General features: G+C 54.6%; 14 protein-coding genes. 6 read left to right on the top strand and 8 right to left on the bottom strand.

The annotated features are described in order from the left end of the window. The first annotated feature begins 53 nt into the window (after window positions 1-53). Window positions 54-893, top strand: coding sequence for an ExeA family protein (locus AC5DDB_RS22850; protein WP_491742071.1), 840 nt, complete (start codon window positions 54-56; stop codon window positions 891-893). A 112-nt stretch (window positions 894-1,005) separates the two neighbouring features. On the opposite strand, the gene AC5DDB_RS22845 is transcribed toward AC5DDB_RS22850, so the two are convergent. After that, window positions 1,006-1,497, bottom strand: a complete 492-nt coding sequence (locus AC5DDB_RS22845) for a hypothetical protein (protein WP_491742070.1) — start codon at window positions 1,495-1,497, stop codon at window positions 1,006-1,008. A 410-nt stretch (window positions 1,498-1,907) separates the two neighbouring features. Here AC5DDB_RS22845 and AC5DDB_RS22840 point away from each other — a divergent pair, with 410 nt between their 5' ends. Then, window positions 1,908-2,852 carry an AAA family ATPase gene (locus AC5DDB_RS22840; RefSeq protein WP_491742069.1) on the top strand — a complete coding sequence of 315 codons (945 nt, stop codon included), beginning with the start codon at window positions 1,908-1,910 and terminating at the stop codon, window positions 2,850-2,852. Between the two features lie 78 nt (window positions 2,853-2,930). Further along, window positions 2,931-3,533, top strand: coding sequence for a P-loop NTPase family protein (locus AC5DDB_RS22835; protein ID WP_491742068.1), 603 nt, complete (start codon window positions 2,931-2,933; stop codon window positions 3,531-3,533). A gap of 39 nt (window positions 3,534-3,572) precedes the next feature. Here the strand turns inward: AC5DDB_RS22835 and AC5DDB_RS22830 are convergent, their stop codons facing one another. Beyond that, complete coding sequence (locus AC5DDB_RS22830; RefSeq protein ID WP_491742067.1) at window positions 3,573-4,898, bottom strand: PQQ-binding-like beta-propeller repeat protein; 1,326 nt, start codon at window positions 4,896-4,898, stop codon at window positions 3,573-3,575. A gap of 608 nt (window positions 4,899-5,506) precedes the next feature. Further along, window positions 5,507-6,997, bottom strand: coding sequence for an AAA family ATPase (locus tag AC5DDB_RS22825; RefSeq protein WP_491742066.1), 1,491 nt, complete (start codon window positions 6,995-6,997; stop codon window positions 5,507-5,509). Window positions 6,998-7,106: 109 nt separating this feature from the next. Between AC5DDB_RS22825 and AC5DDB_RS22820 the strand changes: the two genes are divergently transcribed. Next, window positions 7,107-8,279, top strand: a complete 1,173-nt coding sequence (locus AC5DDB_RS22820) for a M20 family metallopeptidase (RefSeq protein ID WP_491742065.1) — start codon at window positions 7,107-7,109, stop codon at window positions 8,277-8,279. A gap of 15 nt (window positions 8,280-8,294) precedes the next feature. On the opposite strand, the gene AC5DDB_RS22815 is transcribed toward AC5DDB_RS22820, so the two are convergent. Next, window positions 8,295-9,260: a glycoside hydrolase family 16 protein gene (locus tag AC5DDB_RS22815; RefSeq protein ID WP_491742064.1), complete on the bottom strand. Its 966-nt coding sequence runs from the start codon at window positions 9,258-9,260 to the stop codon at window positions 8,295-8,297. A gap of 249 nt (window positions 9,261-9,509) precedes the next feature. On the opposite strand from AC5DDB_RS22815, the gene AC5DDB_RS22810 reads away from it, so the two are divergent. Next, complete coding sequence (locus tag AC5DDB_RS22810; protein ID WP_491742063.1) at window positions 9,510-9,893, top strand: group I truncated hemoglobin; 384 nt, start codon at window positions 9,510-9,512, stop codon at window positions 9,891-9,893. 23 nt (window positions 9,894-9,916) lie between these two features. On the opposite strand, the gene AC5DDB_RS22805 is transcribed toward AC5DDB_RS22810, so the two are convergent. From AC5DDB_RS22805 to AC5DDB_RS22795, 3 genes are all read right to left on the bottom strand, one after another. Then, window positions 9,917-10,768 carry a hypothetical protein gene (locus AC5DDB_RS22805; protein WP_491742062.1) on the bottom strand — a complete coding sequence of 284 codons (852 nt, stop codon included), beginning with the start codon at window positions 10,766-10,768 and terminating at the stop codon, window positions 9,917-9,919. Window positions 10,769-10,777: 9 nt separating this feature from the next. After that, window positions 10,778-11,962, bottom strand: coding sequence for an aromatic ring-hydroxylating oxygenase subunit alpha (locus AC5DDB_RS22800; protein ID WP_491742061.1), 1,185 nt, complete (start codon window positions 11,960-11,962; stop codon window positions 10,778-10,780). A 233-nt stretch (window positions 11,963-12,195) separates the two neighbouring features. Continuing rightward, window positions 12,196-13,572 (bottom strand): DUF2254 domain-containing protein, encoded by a 1,377-nt coding sequence (locus AC5DDB_RS22795; RefSeq protein WP_491742060.1) that lies wholly within the window; start codon window positions 13,570-13,572, stop codon window positions 12,196-12,198. Window positions 13,573-14,050: 478 nt separating this feature from the next. On the opposite strand from AC5DDB_RS22795, the gene AC5DDB_RS22790 reads away from it, so the two are divergent. Then, window positions 14,051-14,569, top strand: coding sequence for a hypothetical protein (locus tag AC5DDB_RS22790; RefSeq protein ID WP_491742059.1), 519 nt, complete (start codon window positions 14,051-14,053; stop codon window positions 14,567-14,569). A 5-nt stretch (window positions 14,570-14,574) separates the two neighbouring features. On the opposite strand, the gene AC5DDB_RS22785 is transcribed toward AC5DDB_RS22790, so the two are convergent. After that, a complete protein-coding gene (locus tag AC5DDB_RS22785; RefSeq protein ID WP_491742058.1) occupies window positions 14,575-15,138 on the bottom strand; it encodes a hypothetical protein in 564 nt (187 codons plus the stop codon). Window positions 15,139-15,248 lie beyond the last annotated feature (110 nt).

Here is a 15,248-nt window from a genome sequence, read left to right as displayed (position 1 = left end):
TGCGTTAGATCGAGAGTTCCCGGACCTCGAACACTCTGGAAGAGACTCGAGACATGTACGAAGCACACTGGGGTTTGGAACAACGCCCCTTCGAAAATGATACCGCTGGCGAGTTTTACTTCCGCAGCGAAACGCACCGGGCGGCGGCTCTGAAAGTGCGATACGCCGTCGACGGTCGACTCGGGGCGGCTTTACTTTGCGGCGAAGTCGGCGTGGGCAAAACGTTCCTGTCTCATATGGTCGCGACGAAAGCCGCTACCGATGGAGTGCTTTCGCTTCATCTGACCTACCCCCGACTAACACCGAACGAACTCATCGGCTGGGTGTACGCGGAACTTCGAGGACATGGCCCGATCGACACCATCCCGGGCACATTCGATGGCACGCTACGAGCTTTGGAAGCTCGGCTGAAACAACTCACGGCCGAGAAAAAACGGCCGGTCTTGTTCGTGGACGACGCACACCTAGTGACCGATCCGGAATTGCTCCAGACTTGGCATCTGTTGTTGAACTTCCAACAACGTGCGGATATTGATTTCACGTTGGTACTGGTTGGTGAACCATCATTGTTGCCACAGATTCGACGTTGCCGACCGCTCGCAGAACGGATCGGTGTCACCGCGTTGCTGCGACCACTCGATCACGCAGAGACGGCAGAGTACATCGAACATCGACTCACCACGGCCGGGCGAACCGACGACGTTACGCAATCGCCGATTTTCTCCGACGAAGCGATCACGGCAATCTTTGAACGATCCGGCGGCGTTCCTCGACGCATCAACCGACTTTGCGACCTTGCGTTGTTGGTCGGTTATGCTGAACGATTGGAAACGCTATCCGCCACCGAAATTGAAGGCGTTGCCCAAGAACTGACTCTTGGGATCGCTGCGTAAATGTCTGCGGAGTGAAGATAGAGGACAGAGTTTCGTGGGCAAAGGCTAACGAAACTCTGGCTATCCTCGATCTTCCATTCTCCATCCTCAAAGTCGTTTCCTCAACGACTGCTCAGTCGTCTTTATCACGACGCTTCTTCGCTCGTTTCAGGCGATCTTCTTCCTGCTTACGTTGCCGCTCGATGCTCTTCAACTCCTGCTCTTGCTTGCGGACGCGTTTCTCGATGTCCTCAAGTTTCTTGCGAGCTTCTTTCAGGTTGTCATCGGTTTTCTCGCGACGTTCAAGTTCTTCGATTCGCCGTTCTTGTTCCTTTGTCAGCCGTCGTTCGAGATCGTCAAGCTCCTTGTGCGACTTCTTGACGTCTTCCTGCACAAATGCAGAACCCGGTGTGTACGCTCGACAGTTCTGAAACCCTTGGATTTCATAACCTTGGTCGAGGCTACGGAATGAGTGAGCCACATCGGACAGCTCTTCATTGACGCTCGTCGAGACCATCCCCAGCCCGACAGTCCCACCGACGACACCAACCGTGCCCAGCAAAGCGGCTTCCGCGGACAGGATGTAACCGCGTTCGTCCCGCCACAATTCTAATAACCAACTCATGACGCATTCTCCACGCAAAAAATGAAACTGCGAGTTCCGTTGATTTACGAGAGACGACATGAATCGACAAACAATCGATCGATGCCACAGGGTCAAGTCAAACGGATGAGAGAGCGTGCGTGGTCGTGGACTCACGTCTTGTTGATCGATTCCAAGAGTATCACGCCTACGACAGAGTGTAAAGATGGAAAACTTAGGATGATTAGAAAAATTGACATTTTGATTACACTCGACACAATCGGATCACGAGACATCGATAGCCCAAAGACATAAACGGCATTGGCAGTCGAGTGGTCAGTACCGCCCAGTTTCGAGAAAACTGCGAAGAAACCGAATCGCTGCGACCGCGACTTGCTATCCTCCATCGTCTCTTTCTGATCTTCCATCCTCTATCCGCGAAAACGATTTTCATGGCTCAGATCACAGCGACGGCGAAGAAGCTGATTGCGAATATTGAGACCGTCATCATTGGAAAGCGACCGGAGATCGTACAGACGATCGTGTGTTACTTCTGCGAGGGGCACATTTTGCTGGAAGATGTGCCCGGCGTAGCCAAGACAATGTTGGCCCGGGCACTCGCCGCGAGCGTGGGTGGGGAGTTTCATCGCGTCCAATGCACGCCGGACCTGTTGCCGACGGATATCACCGGGGCAAGCGTCTTCAACCCGAAGACGACCGAATTCGAATTTCGTGCCGGTCCGATTTTCACGCAGATCCTATTGGCCGACGAAATCAATCGGGCCACCCCTCGGACGCAAGCGGCACTTCTCGAAGCAATGGCCGAACGACGGGTGAGCGTTGACGGTGTCACGCACGACCTAAAACCGCCATTCCTAGTCATCGCAACGCAGAACCCGGTCGATCACGAAGGCACGTTTCCCTTGCCGGAAGCGCAACTCGACCGTTTCTTGATGCGACTGTCCCTGGGTTATCCGTCACGCGAGGCGGAAGGGCAGATGCTCGAACGACTCCGTGAGAAACACCCGATCGACGACGTAAACGCGGTCATCTCCAGTGAAGAAGTAGTGGCGTGTCAGCGAGCAGTGCGGGATGTGCACGTCGACGAGAAGGTCCGCGAGTATATCCTGGAAATCATTCACCAAACTCGCGAGCACGAAGACGTTGCACTCGGCGGAAGTCCCCGCGCTTCGATTGCGTTGTACCGGGCATCGCAAGCACTTGCTGGAATTCGCGGGCACGATTTCGTCACCCCGGATGACGTCAAACGCATTGCCGCCCCGATTCTCGCCCATCGACTTCTCATCCGCCCCGAGAGTCGCCTCCGCAAGATCACACCCGCCCACATCGTTGATCAAATTCTGAACGAAGTGGAAGTCCCGGTGCTGCGGGGATAATGGGCCAGAGACCAAAGGCGAGCGGCCAGAGTCAGAATTCTCGCCCCCATCTCGTAACTCCTACTAACGAGTTCCAACGTGGACCGATTTAATGTCGAGCGGATCGCGAATGTGGAGCGGATCAATGTGGTGGGCACGTCCGGCAGTGGCAAATCAACACTCGCATGCCGGTTGTCCGAGCTACTCAATCTTCCGCACGTTGAGTTAGATCGTCTTTACTGGCAACCGAATTGGACCACCGTCAGCAACGAAGAGTTCGACTCGAAACTTCGCTCAGTCACGGCCGATCCTGCCTGGATTCTTGACGGAAACTATTCGCGAACCACACCAATCAAATGGCAACGCGTGCAGTTGGTTGTCTGGGTGGATCTTCCTTGGCTCCGCACGGTCAGTCGGGTCACCCGACGATGCCTGCGACGAGCGTTGACCCGTCAGGAGATTTGGCCCGGTACCGGCAATCGCGAAAGCTTTCGCAGGTCGTTTCTCTCGCGGGAATCCGTGATTCTATGGTCAATGACCACTCATCGAGAAAACCGCCGGAAGTACACGGAGTTGATGAAGTGCCCGGATTACGCACACGTCTGGTTTGTGCGATTGTGTTCGCCGCGTGAAGTCGATTCGTTTCTGCACGCGGTTCAACAAGCGGCTGAAATCCAAAAGGAAAGAGCCGGACAACAGTGAAGTCGTCCGGCTTTGGTCTTTGGTCGCTCGCCTCTGACCCTATTCGGTCAAGGAGACGCAGACGATTTCCTTGTCGTTGCGAGCGTAAATCGATTGATTCGCGAACGCCGGGTGAACCCACACAACATCCCGACCAAAGGCATTGCTAGTCGGGTCGATGATGTGCACGCGGCTGAGTTCTTCGTATTTTTCCGGCGAAAGTTTTGCAAAGACGAGATCGCCGGTTTCGCTGAACAGGGCGAAACGATCCGACGGTTCATGATAGACGATGAACGCCGTTCCGTGTCCCGCACGTCGATCGCCCGTGGTAGGTTTGAAGGTTTCCCACAGGCGTTTGCCATCTTCGAGATTCACTGCCCGCAACGCACCCGGTCGGCAATCACAACCGTAGATCGTGCCGTCCTGAATGAACGGCGTGCTGTTGGCGGCGTACAAACCGGTTTGCGAATCACCGCGCCACACGACTTCAGCAGCGGGTTTCTCGGAGTCAAGTTTCATCAAAGCCCCGATGTTCCCAATGCCGCTGGCGAACAGATAATTGCCCGATTTCTGCGGGGCCATGATCGACATCGCATAGTCGGGTTTCAGCGGAATTTTCCAGTAGAGTTCGCCGTTCTTGGGATTGACGCTGTTGATATTGTCAGCGTCCCAAATCAGCAACTGTTCGGTTCCACCCGCTTCGATGAGTGTTGGCGGAGCATAGCCGACACCACTTGCCGACAGGGTTCGCCACTGTTCCTCACCGGTCTTCTTGTCGAACGCGACTGCGACACTTCCTTCGCCACCGACCAAACAGACCAGCGAATCACCGTGCACAAGGGGGTGCGAGGAGTATCCCCAATACGGAACCTCCGCGTTGTAATCGTCCGTAAATGACTTCGACCACACAACCGAACCGTCGCTCACATTCAAGCAGAACAAATTGCCTTCGGCTCCCAAGGTGTAGACACGATCGCCATCCACTGTTGGCGTGCAACGCGGACCGTTGCCGTAGGAGATTTCATAGGGGCAATCGTAGGCGTGTTCCCAGAGTTGTTTGCCGGTCTTGCCGTCGAGACACAACACCCGTTCCTTCCCAGTGAGTTTGTCCGCCACGCCGGGATTGAACACGACGTTGCCGGAATCTTTTTGGTAATCCATCACGAAAACTTTGCCGTCCGCAACCGCCGGCCCTGCGTAACCACCACCGATCTCCACTCGCCACGCTGGCTTCAAACCATTCTTTGAAAACGATTCAACAATACCGCTTTCCCGCCAAATGGCATCGCGTTTCGGTCCCATCCATTGCGGCCAATCGTCGGCTTGGGAAACATTGCTGACAAAGCTCAACGACAGCACACTCAACATACACATCCAGCGAAGCATTCGTACGTTCCTTGAAGAAGATTTCGGAATCCGTATTCGACGTTGCCTATTTGTTCTATCGCCGACATTTTAGCAATGAGTTACGTCGAGTGTAGCGGACCGTCGCAAAACCAAACTGTGAGATTCGACACGTTTCGAAGCTCAGCGCGTCGTAGGGTGCGTGAAGTGAAACACAACGCACTAATCCGGTGAATGCGGAATGTTTGATGCGTTTTGCTTCGCTCTTACGATTGCCATTTGCAAGATTGCAAGATTGCAAGAAATGCAAGCTATGACAAGCAAATAAGTTGTGTGCCACTGCTAGCTTGCCTAGCAGTGCGAGTGACCAGCCGTCCGGGAGTCGCCAAAAACACTTCTGGACCAGCCAGTAGTGCAGGGAATTGCATGGAATTAGCGTCGGGGGGTGGCATGCCCACGGTTTTACGTGGGCATGATTGGACATTCAAACATCGCTGGCCCATGCCCACCCCAAACGGTGGGCATGCCACCCAAGGATAAACCGCATTGAATGTTGCGTAATATTGTTCTTAATACATGCAATTTCCAGCAGTGGCACTAGTTAACTCTAACAAATGCGAAATCGTATTCCCCACACCCGACGTTTTCTCTCAATCGGCGGAGATACAGCGATTGTGGGCCCAGCCACGGAGTTCGTGGATGCGTTCTTCCATCATGAGCGCGAGCGGGCGGGTGTTGCCAATTTCTTCGAGCAGATGTTCGTCCGATAGTTGGCGACGTTCCGAGAACGCGGAGAACATCGCTGCGACGATCACTTGCTCCAATTCCGATCCGCTGAAATGCTCGGCGGCTTCAGCGAGACGTGGCAAATCATATTTTGCCGGGTCACGGTTGCGGCGTTTTAGGTGAATCGCGAGAACTTGCTCTCGGACGTGTTGGCTGGGCAAATCGACGAAGAACACTTCATCAAATCGGCCTTTCCGCATCAATTCCGGGGGCAGGGCGGAGATGTCGTTTGCGGTGGCGATGATGAAAATCGGATGCCGATGGTCTTGCATCCAAGAGAGCAGTGTCCCGAACATCCGCTTCGACAACCCGCCGTCTCCGCCACCTTCACCCGAAGCCGACGCAAACGCTTTTTCGATTTCGTCGATCCACAACACCACCGGCGCCATCGCCTCGGCTTGCAACAACGCCCGCCGCAGCTGGCTTTCGGTTTCGCCGATGAACTTGTTGTAGAGCACGCCGGGGTCGAGCCGCAACAACGGCATTTTCCAATCCGACGCGACGACTTTCGCGCACAGGCTTTTTCCGCACCCCGGTACGCCGAGCATCAACATGCCCCGCGGCGACTCCAAACCGAACTCGCGGGCTTCTTTCGAAAACCCTCCGCGTCGTCGTTTCAGCCAGGCTTTCAAATTGGCGAGACCCGCAAGTTGATCGGGTTCGATGTCCGCCGCGATCGCCTCTAAACATCCCGCGCTGCCGAGCAATGTCCGTTTGCCCTCGACAATACTTTGCAGGTCGTCCGCACTCAGTTTGTTGTCGGCATAAATCGCGGCTGCCACCACCCGCTCGGCTTCGGCACAACTCAGCCCGCGAAGATTCTGCACCAACTGCTCGAGTTCTTTCCGACGCAGATTCGCGGTGACGTGTTCCTGGCTTTCATCGCGAATCTTTTGGTAGGTCTTTTTGACGCACTGCTCCAACTCCTCGGCATCCGGCCAACCGACTTCAAAGCGGATCGTGAAGCGTTTGATTTCCTCGGGCAGCGGCAAGGCATCAATCAGAATGAGGGTCGACTTCGTCCCGGTACACAGGCGGAGCAAGTCCCGAATTGTGCGATGCACCATTGCGTCTCGACAGTGCGGACCAAGGTCCTTGAACACAAACACCGATCGCTGGGCGATGTTGGGAATGTGCTCCAGCGTTGGCATTACTTCGCCGCCATCGACCAACGCCCGCCCCGATCCACCATCGGCAACGGGTCGCAAGCCGGTCGTCAACGACCACTCGTAAAGTTTCTGCTGCATTGGCAAGACGACATTGCGAACCAACTGCGTCGCGCGGTCTTCGTCGGTGGTCTCGATGGCGATCAGCGGATTCCCGGCGCGAATCAGTAATTCGAGTGAATCCCGCATGGCAATGTCCCCGCTGATAAGTTCAGTATGTTTGCGGCTGGAATCTCATCATACTTGCAATCACACTCAATGCACGCTCACCGATGAATCTCAAACAGCGGACCGATTCATGCTTGTAACTGATCGACTGAAAGAACTCATTGCCATCCCCAGCGTCAACCCGATGGGACGCGACATCACAGGGCCGGAATACTTTGAAACTCGCGTGACGGAATACTTGGTCGGCGTGTTCGAATCGTGGGGCGTTCCGTTCGAAGTGACGGAAGTTTCACCCGGGCGTGCGAATGTCGTCGCGCGATGGGACGGAACCAGCGGACGGACGGTGCTGCTAGATGCTCATCAAGACACCGTACCCGTCGCCGGCATGACGATTCCGCCATTCGAACCGGAAGAACGTGACGGAAAAATCTTTGGACGCGGCTCGTGCGATGTGAAAGGTGGATTGGCCGCCATGCTGACTGCCTTTGGCCGTCTCGTTCACGAACAACCGACAAACGCCGCGACTGTGTTTCTCTCGTGCACATGTGACGAAGAAGCCGGAGCGCGGGGTGTGACGCGAATGTCGCAACAAATTGACGAGGCGACGGAATCGTCGTTTTTTTGGCCGCGACCGGATGTGGCGATTGTCGCAGAGCCGACGAATCTCGATGTCGTCGTGGCTCATCGCGGGGCAGTGCGGTGGCGTATTGCGACGGCAGGGCGGGCGTGTCATAGCTCCCGACCAGAGGACGGCATCAACGCGATTTATCGGATGGCTCGTGTGCTCACTGCGCTCGAGGAATACGCCGGAATTGTAGGCGACACCGTTCCGCCACATCCGTTGTGTGGACCAGCAACGCTGAGTGTCGGACGAATCGAAGGCGGCCAAAGCGTGAACATTGTGCCGGATGCGTGCGCTATTGAAATCGATCGTCGCGTCATTCCCGGTGAGGACGGCGAGACCGCACGCGACAAAGTGGCAGAGTTCTTGCGGTCAAAACTCGATTTTGATTTCGAAATGCAACCGGCCTGGATCGCCAGTCCGCCGTTGCCCGACGATATTAATCACGAACTCGCCGACGGGTTACTCAAGACGATTGAAACCGTTGTCGGTCCGCGTTCACGGATCGGTGTTCCCTACGGAACGAACGGTTCCCGTTTGGCTGCCATCGGTGTGCCGACGGTCGTGTTCGGTCCCGGCGACATCGCTCAGGCGCATACCAAAGATGAGTGGATCGACATCGCCGAACTCGAACAGAGCGTCGAAATCTATTACCAATACTGCGTCGCCGGATCACTCTGATCTGATCAACCGCATTCAGAATGGAAGTGCCGATTTCTCTCGCGAGGGTGCCGGTTTGTAGCCGTCAGTTTTCTCATAAACGCGGACATAATCGACGATCATCTCCGCCGGGAATTTTGTAGAGGCATCGGGATTGCCGAGGAAGTTACCGCCGACGGCGACATTCATCACCAGATAGAAAGGCTGATCGAACGGAGCAGGCCAAGGGTTAAGATCGGCTTCGGCTTTCGGTTTCGCACCTTGCCCGTTTTCGGTTTTGGAACTGCTCCACCAGGACTTTTGCGTGGCGAACTGGTGACCATCGACGAACCAACGGATCTCGCCAGGTTCCCACTCCACTGCATACGTGTGAAAGTCCGCGATGGTTCCGTTATTGGGAAAAGTGTATTCCTCGCCGCTGTGTGCATTCGCCGGCCAACGTGAACCGTAATGGATCGTGCCGAGAATCTTCTGCGGTTCTTGTCCGCGTGCTTCGAGGACATCGATTTCCCCGGACGCAGCCCATGGTCCATATTTTTCTGCTTGAGGGAGCATCCACAACGCGGGCCAAATGCCCTGGCCGGTGGGCAACTTTGCCCGGAATTCAAAGCGACCATACGTCTGATTGAAGAGCGGACCACCATCTCGTTTACGGGTCTTCATACGGGCGGAAGTGTAACCGCAACCGTGCAGAGACTCTTTGAGCACACGAATGTGAAGTTCGCCGTTCTGCAGAAACGCGTTGCGTTCGTCGTTGGTGTAGTACTGCAACTCATTGTTTCCCCAGCCATGAATCCATTGGCTCGCCTCGTAGTTGTAGAATCCGTTTCCAATGTCGAAGTCCCATTTCTTGGGGTCAATTGATTCCTCATCGAACTCGTCACTCCAAGTCAACGACCATCCAGAACGCGACGGTTCCTCCGCATGAGTTTGCGAATGCCCAGCCAGACTATTGCCCAAGACAAAGAGACCGACAATGGCGATTCGATATAGGTTTTGCATAGGTTCGTCGCGTCTAAGAAGTTCGATGTTGAAGACCGGTTCTGATGGAGGAATCGTACGCGATTTGTCTTGGAACCGACAAGAAACTGAAGCCGTTGGTTTGAGAACTGGTCACGCGTTCGGTAATTCATCACGAGTGGTTTGAGCAACACGCCCACGCCCGCACGGCCGCGCTGGAACTGACCGAACGGGAACAGCATAATGAATGGCACGTTCTCCTGCTCCTCGCAAACCAAGGTACCTGGAATCATGAGCTCCGTCGACGAAACTCTTTATGATCGATTGGGCGGGGCCGATGTGGTTCCCGCAATCGTGGATGCGATGTATGTCCGCGTATTGACAGACCCGAAGTTGAAACCGTTTTTCGAGAGCGTGAACTTGGAAAAACTTCGCCGAATGCAATCCGAGTTCATGGGAGCGGCATTGGGGGGACCGGAAGTCTACAGCGGGTTGGAACTGTCGCACGCCCATCAAGGTATGGGGATCACGAACTTGCACTTTTCCGCGTTCGTCGGACACTTACTCAATGTGCTGGAAGCCCGTGGCTGCTGTGAGCAAGACATCCAAGATGTGGCCCGCCGGATCAACACCTATGCCAGCGATATTACCGGGAACGTGTCGACCGACGGCTGATGAACTGGCTGAAAACGTGCAAGCTACGAGCGAAGTTCATCGACGAACTTTTTCGCTTCCGTTGCCGAAAGACCGCGTCCACGTCGAAGCATTTTGACTGCATCCAGGGTGCGACCTTGCATGGTGAGTTGCACGACGAGATCGTCAAACTCTTGTTCGTCCAATTCGTCCCAGCGAGCGAAACGATGTTCGAGTGTCGGCGTCACCGTGATGTGATCCGTCAACCGATCGAGCACAACTTGCAACTTCGGCACGACCAGGTCTCGGGGACTCCGCCAAGTGATTCGTAGCACATGGTCTTCGGGAATCGTGACCGGATCGTGATTCATTTTCGATCGAACCGTCAACCCTCCCAAATAGGTGCGTTCCCGTACGGATCGTTTTCGTTCTTCTACAAGAAGATCTCGCAATACATCCGTGTCGATTTCCGGTGAAATCTGTAGCTCGAGAAATTGCGACTTCGAGTGGACCGTACCACCACCTTGCATGGAATCCGGCAATTTGTGAGATTCGCGGACTTCACGAGCGGATTCAATTTCGCGAAAGGGCAACACCACTGCCTGGGAAGGGTTATCCGGTGTTGCGTTTGCGTACGAACGGAAATTGAGAACGAGGTCGCGGTCGCGAACGATCAGCAACCAATTTGTGCTTCGTAGACTCGCAATCACCGAACGGAGAATCGGTGGAACACAAATCACCGCGACACCGGCACACAGAATCCACACGATCGACGGGGCTTCGACGGACCACCAGAACACCGGTGCTCCACAGAGCACGAGTGCAATTACCAAGCCCCCGATCGCCGTTCCCGCCCGAGAGGCCCGGCAAACCAATCCGTGTGTCAAATCAACTTCGTCAGAGCGTTGAATTTCCATTCGCTGCCATCATCGTGAAGGTTCCAAATGGTCGTAGTCGGTGATTGCCTCTTCATCGGTCATGTCGGGTCTATCGACGAACGGAGCAACTTCACGACCCAAGTTTTCCATGCACCAACGATGAAACATGTAAATGCGTTCCTCGCGAGTACCAAGTACACCGGGATGACGACTCGTTTCCAATCCACGTTGCTGATCCGCGAAAATGCTGAGATCCTCCAGCATGATTTTCCGCATCGTGTATCGACTGTACTTCGCCAAAATCCAAGCGACATACCGGGCCCAAGGATTCGTTTTTTGCCCTCGATAACTATACATCCTCAGCCGCACTCGTGTCATCCGTGGAGACACCGGCAGGTAGTTGACGATGTAACTAAACAACGACGAGGTCACCACGATCGTGTGCGGATGAATGTGCCGATGAACGTGGATGTTCGTGGGTTCGGTTCCCAACCATTTCGCGATGCGGCCTTGCCACACGTCAAGCCGGGGATCTTCACCGGTATCATATTCGATTACGGTGTACCGTTCGTCGAGAATGTGATTGATGGCCGGTTCGCTGGGGTAAATTCCGCCAAACGTCTCCGGGTGCACGCACGGAATGTGATACGTCTCCAGCGTATTCTCAGCGGGCACTTTCCAATTGCTGGGGCAGTCGTATTCCCACACGTCTTTCAACTGCCAAGTCGGCGTGGAGAAATACTCCTCCATCGTCTCGTTGAACGGGTCGAGAAAATCCCGCAGTGGGCGGCCATGTTCGTTTAACGCCACGAAAATCAGGTCGCCACAGGTCTCGACGCGGTAAGTCCTTAGCCGCGAGTTTTCTCGATCCCATGGGCGAAAACACCGGGCATCAGGAATCTTGCCGGTGCTGCCGTCTTTCTTGAATTCCCAGCCGTGATATTGGCAGCGAATGGTCGGGCTATTGCCCTTCGCCTCAGACGACAGCAAACAATGCCGATGCGTACAGATGTTTTCGTAGGCGAAATATTGGCCCTCGAAATTTCGGATCTGCACGGGGTTTCCGAACAGTTCGAACGTGACGAAATCGCCGCTGTTCGGCAACTCCGATTTGGTCGCCCCCAGATGCCAAGCCGGGACGAATAACTTCTCGACCTCAGCTTGCCGATGCTCCTCGGAGCGGTAATCGTCTGAATCCAACAGATACTCAAGCTGACTCTTATGAACAAACATAGGCGTTTGCCTCGATATGCAACAACCAGAAGTGGAATTCCACACAAAAGGCCGTCATCGTCTTGACACTCAATCGATTCCAATACCTCCACGCTAAGTTTCGATGACACCCGACGTCGAGTATTTTTCGCGACGAAAAGCTTCACGGCAAGTGGCACGATTGTTGATCGTCTAGCAACACCGAATGTGCGGACGTTATGCCCGTGTTGCCCGAATGCACCGCAGCCGTTTTGTCACTGACCCAGTGGATCGTCAGCAAGCCGCGCAAGCATCGCATGACCGATCGTCTCGATTTCCTCGCGATCTTCCGCGAGCGGCGTTGTCCGTTTCACATCCGCCAGTAAACATTTCGTCTGGCGAACAATCTCCGCACGATCGGCAGCGCGAATACAATGCTGACTGATTCGATCCAGACTGACCATCAATCGCATAGCCACCATGAGAGAATCCGCCCCGTCCTGGCGAATCGGCTGGAACACCTGCCGAAGTAGTTCCGGAAACTGAACCTGCTGAAATACGATCTGCGGGCAATTGTCGTCGTCTTGCCGACACGGTTCGGGAAACCGGCGTTGGGCGAGTCGTACAAACGAAGCCGTCAGTCGATCGATACACACAATCGCCGTGAATGGGTCGTTGATCCCCGGCGACAACGCGCGGAGTGCGATCTCAACAAGATTATCGAGGGCACAACAGACGTCTTGGTGCGGCGTTCGGTCCCGACCGATGAGGAAAAAGCTGTTCAAACGCTGTTGGACAGAATCATCGACTTCCCATTGATCCTTGCCTTCGTCGGTCGAATCCTCACGGTGGAGAATATGCAAAAGCACCGAATCACGGATCACAAACGATCCCAAAGATTGCCCAAGCACCAACGTCACATTGTGGCTGCAAGCAGTTTCGTGAAGTGCATCTAAGTCGACCGCCTGTAGATAACCTTCGGACTCGGAGCGTAAAGAATGACGCGACGACGTTGGCGTATTCATCAACTCGCGACGATCGTTCGATTGGCTATCGTGACAAGCGGCCGAGTCCTCCGATTCGCAATCGGGAAAGAATCGTTCGATCACGTCGTCCAAATCTGCAGCGGCCTCTTTGACAACCGTTTGTGCTTGAATCGCCACACTGACGTGATGCACGAATCCAATCATGACCGCGAGACTGATCAACGCGAAGCCACTGGCGACAGCCACCGCCAGGTGCGGCACGAAAGGCGATTCTGCAAGGGCGGGAATGTACCGCTGTACGATTAAACAATAAAACGCGGTGGCAAGAAACGCACCAAGACCGACTTGAGTGGTGAGATCGGTAATAACCGTTCGCAACAATCGGGAACCGAACTGCGATGACGTCAGCGACAGCGTCACCATGGTCAACGAGAACACAACCCCCGCGAGTGTGATCATCGTCCCGCTTAAGAGCGAGAGAGTCGAGCGGGCCGAGTCGGCACTCGTCACGAGCCAGTTCCAATATTCCGTCTTGCCGTTGTCGAAGACGGTATCCAACTCGCACAGCGCAAACGCCATCGCGGCCGCCGCGAACATCATGGTGCTGGGAACAAACCAGAAACTCCCGCGAAGCTGTGCCCAAATCCGCAAAAACCACAATCGCATGTTCACAAGCTCCGAAGCGTCGGGGAGTCGTCTCACAGCCAGCATAGTGAATGACGACAGACAATCGGAAGGGTCATGGATGAGGTTTCAGCGGAGTAACACAGAGTGCCCCGAAAACACGAGACACATCACAGGACATGTTCAACCGAACCGCATTCAACATACTTTGCGAAGACGGCTCCGGTCTCCGATCGTCATACGATCAGGTCCCGGTCAGTCCGTATTATCCGAAGTTTCTCGTTGAAAACAGTCTCTATCACAGGTGAGGATGAAACAGCGAATCCATTGGCGCAGAAGTTGCCTTGTAAAGACTGTCTCCGTGCAATTCCTTCACAATCTGAACCTCAACTAAAGACTATCAACCGATGAATTTCCGGGCTGACACCCATCAATGGCAGTGGCGAAACCGTCTGCAGCCATTCGCCGGCACACAGCAGATCTGTTCCTTGAACTGTCAGGGTGACTGAAAGGAAACCAAATGGCTGACAGTTGTATCCATATCGCCAATCTGTTTTATCTGGCGTCGTTTCTCGTGCGAGACATCCTCTGGCTACGCACGATGACATGCGGCGGCCTGATCTTTGGGATTCTTTTTTTCACCTGCCAAACCACACCGTTATACGGTCCCACGTTTTGGCATATCACGTTTCTGGGAATCAACCTGTATCAGATTCTCCGTCTACAAGCCGACCGTCGCCGACTGCAACTTTCGCCAGAGCAGGAAGCAATCCGCCGGGGAATCCTCGAAGGCATGACCGACGAGGAGTTGCTCAATACGTTGGCTCATACCGTTCAGTTTCGCGGTCAGGCCATCGAATTGCTCAGCGAGAATGACAAATACGAACTGACGGAAGACGAAATTGCGTTTCGCAAGATCGCTTTTGCTCAACTCTCACGCGATGAGTTGCTCAATCTTCTCTCACGTGAGATGTGGCAGTCGATGCAGGAATTTCGATCGTTGGCAGAGAGCGAGACCCTACAGACAGCGTCACGTTGATCGTCTTACGGTGTCTCGCTTTGCATGAGCCAGACGTACCAGCGTCGAGCTAGCAGTTCCGCAAAACGCCGAGGGCTCATCTCTCGCCCGGAGACTTGAAGCTCGTATTCCAAGCGAAAGAACTCCGCCCAGACGTTGCCAGCTTCATCGAGGTAGTCCGCAAGCAGTGACAACACCATCAGATTCGGGTCTTGCTCACCATACGCAAAGTCGAGCACCATTTCGCGGGCAGCTTCGTCGTCACGTCCGACCACTCCCAGCACGTCGTAGAGATCCGGCCCGACGATCATGCGGTCTCGCATGATTGCTCGACAACCTCGACATGATAACCGCTCGGTCGGTATCTCTGGTTGCGGTCCATGGAAGCGAAAGACGCGACCGCATGCGGTATGCCACTTCCCGCCAGCAAGCCCCAGACAGAAACAGTGTCGGCGATCATCACGACTGACGGCCGGAACCCGGTTATCATTGCCTCTCCACAACGACGCCGGGTCCCTTTCGCCTGAACCAACATAATCGTGCGATTGATGTTCCCGTTCGGACCGCCGATAGCGAGTCGGTTCGCTCATCGAGTACCGTCGCCATTCTAGACCGCTTTACAGTCTTCTGTGTCCGTGAAGGCCCAAAGGGGGCCTTTGTTTTTCGAACTCCACAAGACACAAGCCGTCACGATGCAATG

It is taken from the genome of Thalassoroseus sp. (genome assembly GCF_984380535.1).
The sequence above is the reverse complement of the archived record's forward strand: the minus strand, read 5'-3'. Positions and strand labels throughout refer to the sequence as shown.

Excerpts from the sequence above, each read along its gene's own strand:
- AC5DDB_RS22850 (WP_491742071.1), top strand. The coding sequence starts at position 54 with ATGTACGAAGCACACTGGGGTTTGGAACAACGCCCCTTCGAAAATGAT.
- AC5DDB_RS22845 (WP_491742070.1), bottom strand. The coding sequence starts at position 1,497 with ATGAGTTGGTTATTAGAATTGTGGCGGGACGAACGCGGTTACATCCTG.
- AC5DDB_RS22840 (WP_491742069.1), top strand. The coding sequence starts at position 1,908 with ATGGCTCAGATCACAGCGACGGCGAAGAAGCTGATTGCGAATATTGAG.
- AC5DDB_RS22830 (WP_491742067.1), bottom strand. The coding sequence starts at position 4,898 with ATGCTTCGCTGGATGTGTATGTTGAGTGTGCTGTCGTTGAGCTTTGTC.
- AC5DDB_RS22825 (WP_491742066.1), bottom strand. The coding sequence starts at position 6,997 with ATGCGGGATTCACTCGAATTACTGATTCGCGCCGGGAATCCGCTGATC.
- AC5DDB_RS22820 (WP_491742065.1), top strand. The coding sequence starts at position 7,107 with ATGCTTGTAACTGATCGACTGAAAGAACTCATTGCCATCCCCAGCGTC.
- AC5DDB_RS22815 (WP_491742064.1), bottom strand. The coding sequence starts at position 9,260 with ATGCAAAACCTATATCGAATCGCCATTGTCGGTCTCTTTGTCTTGGGC.
- AC5DDB_RS22810 (WP_491742063.1), top strand. The coding sequence starts at position 9,510 with ATGAGCTCCGTCGACGAAACTCTTTATGATCGATTGGGCGGGGCCGAT.
- AC5DDB_RS22805 (WP_491742062.1), bottom strand. The coding sequence starts at position 10,768 with ATGGAAATTCAACGCTCTGACGAAGTTGATTTGACACACGGATTGGTT.
- AC5DDB_RS22800 (WP_491742061.1), bottom strand. The coding sequence starts at position 11,962 with ATGTTTGTTCATAAGAGTCAGCTTGAGTATCTGTTGGATTCAGACGAT.
- AC5DDB_RS22795 (WP_491742060.1), bottom strand. The coding sequence starts at position 13,572 with ATGCGATTGTGGTTTTTGCGGATTTGGGCACAGCTTCGCGGGAGTTTC.
- AC5DDB_RS22790 (WP_491742059.1), top strand. The coding sequence starts at position 14,051 with ATGGCTGACAGTTGTATCCATATCGCCAATCTGTTTTATCTGGCGTCG.
- AC5DDB_RS22785 (WP_491742058.1), bottom strand. The coding sequence starts at position 15,138 with ATGAGCGAACCGACTCGCTATCGGCGGTCCGAACGGGAACATCAATCG.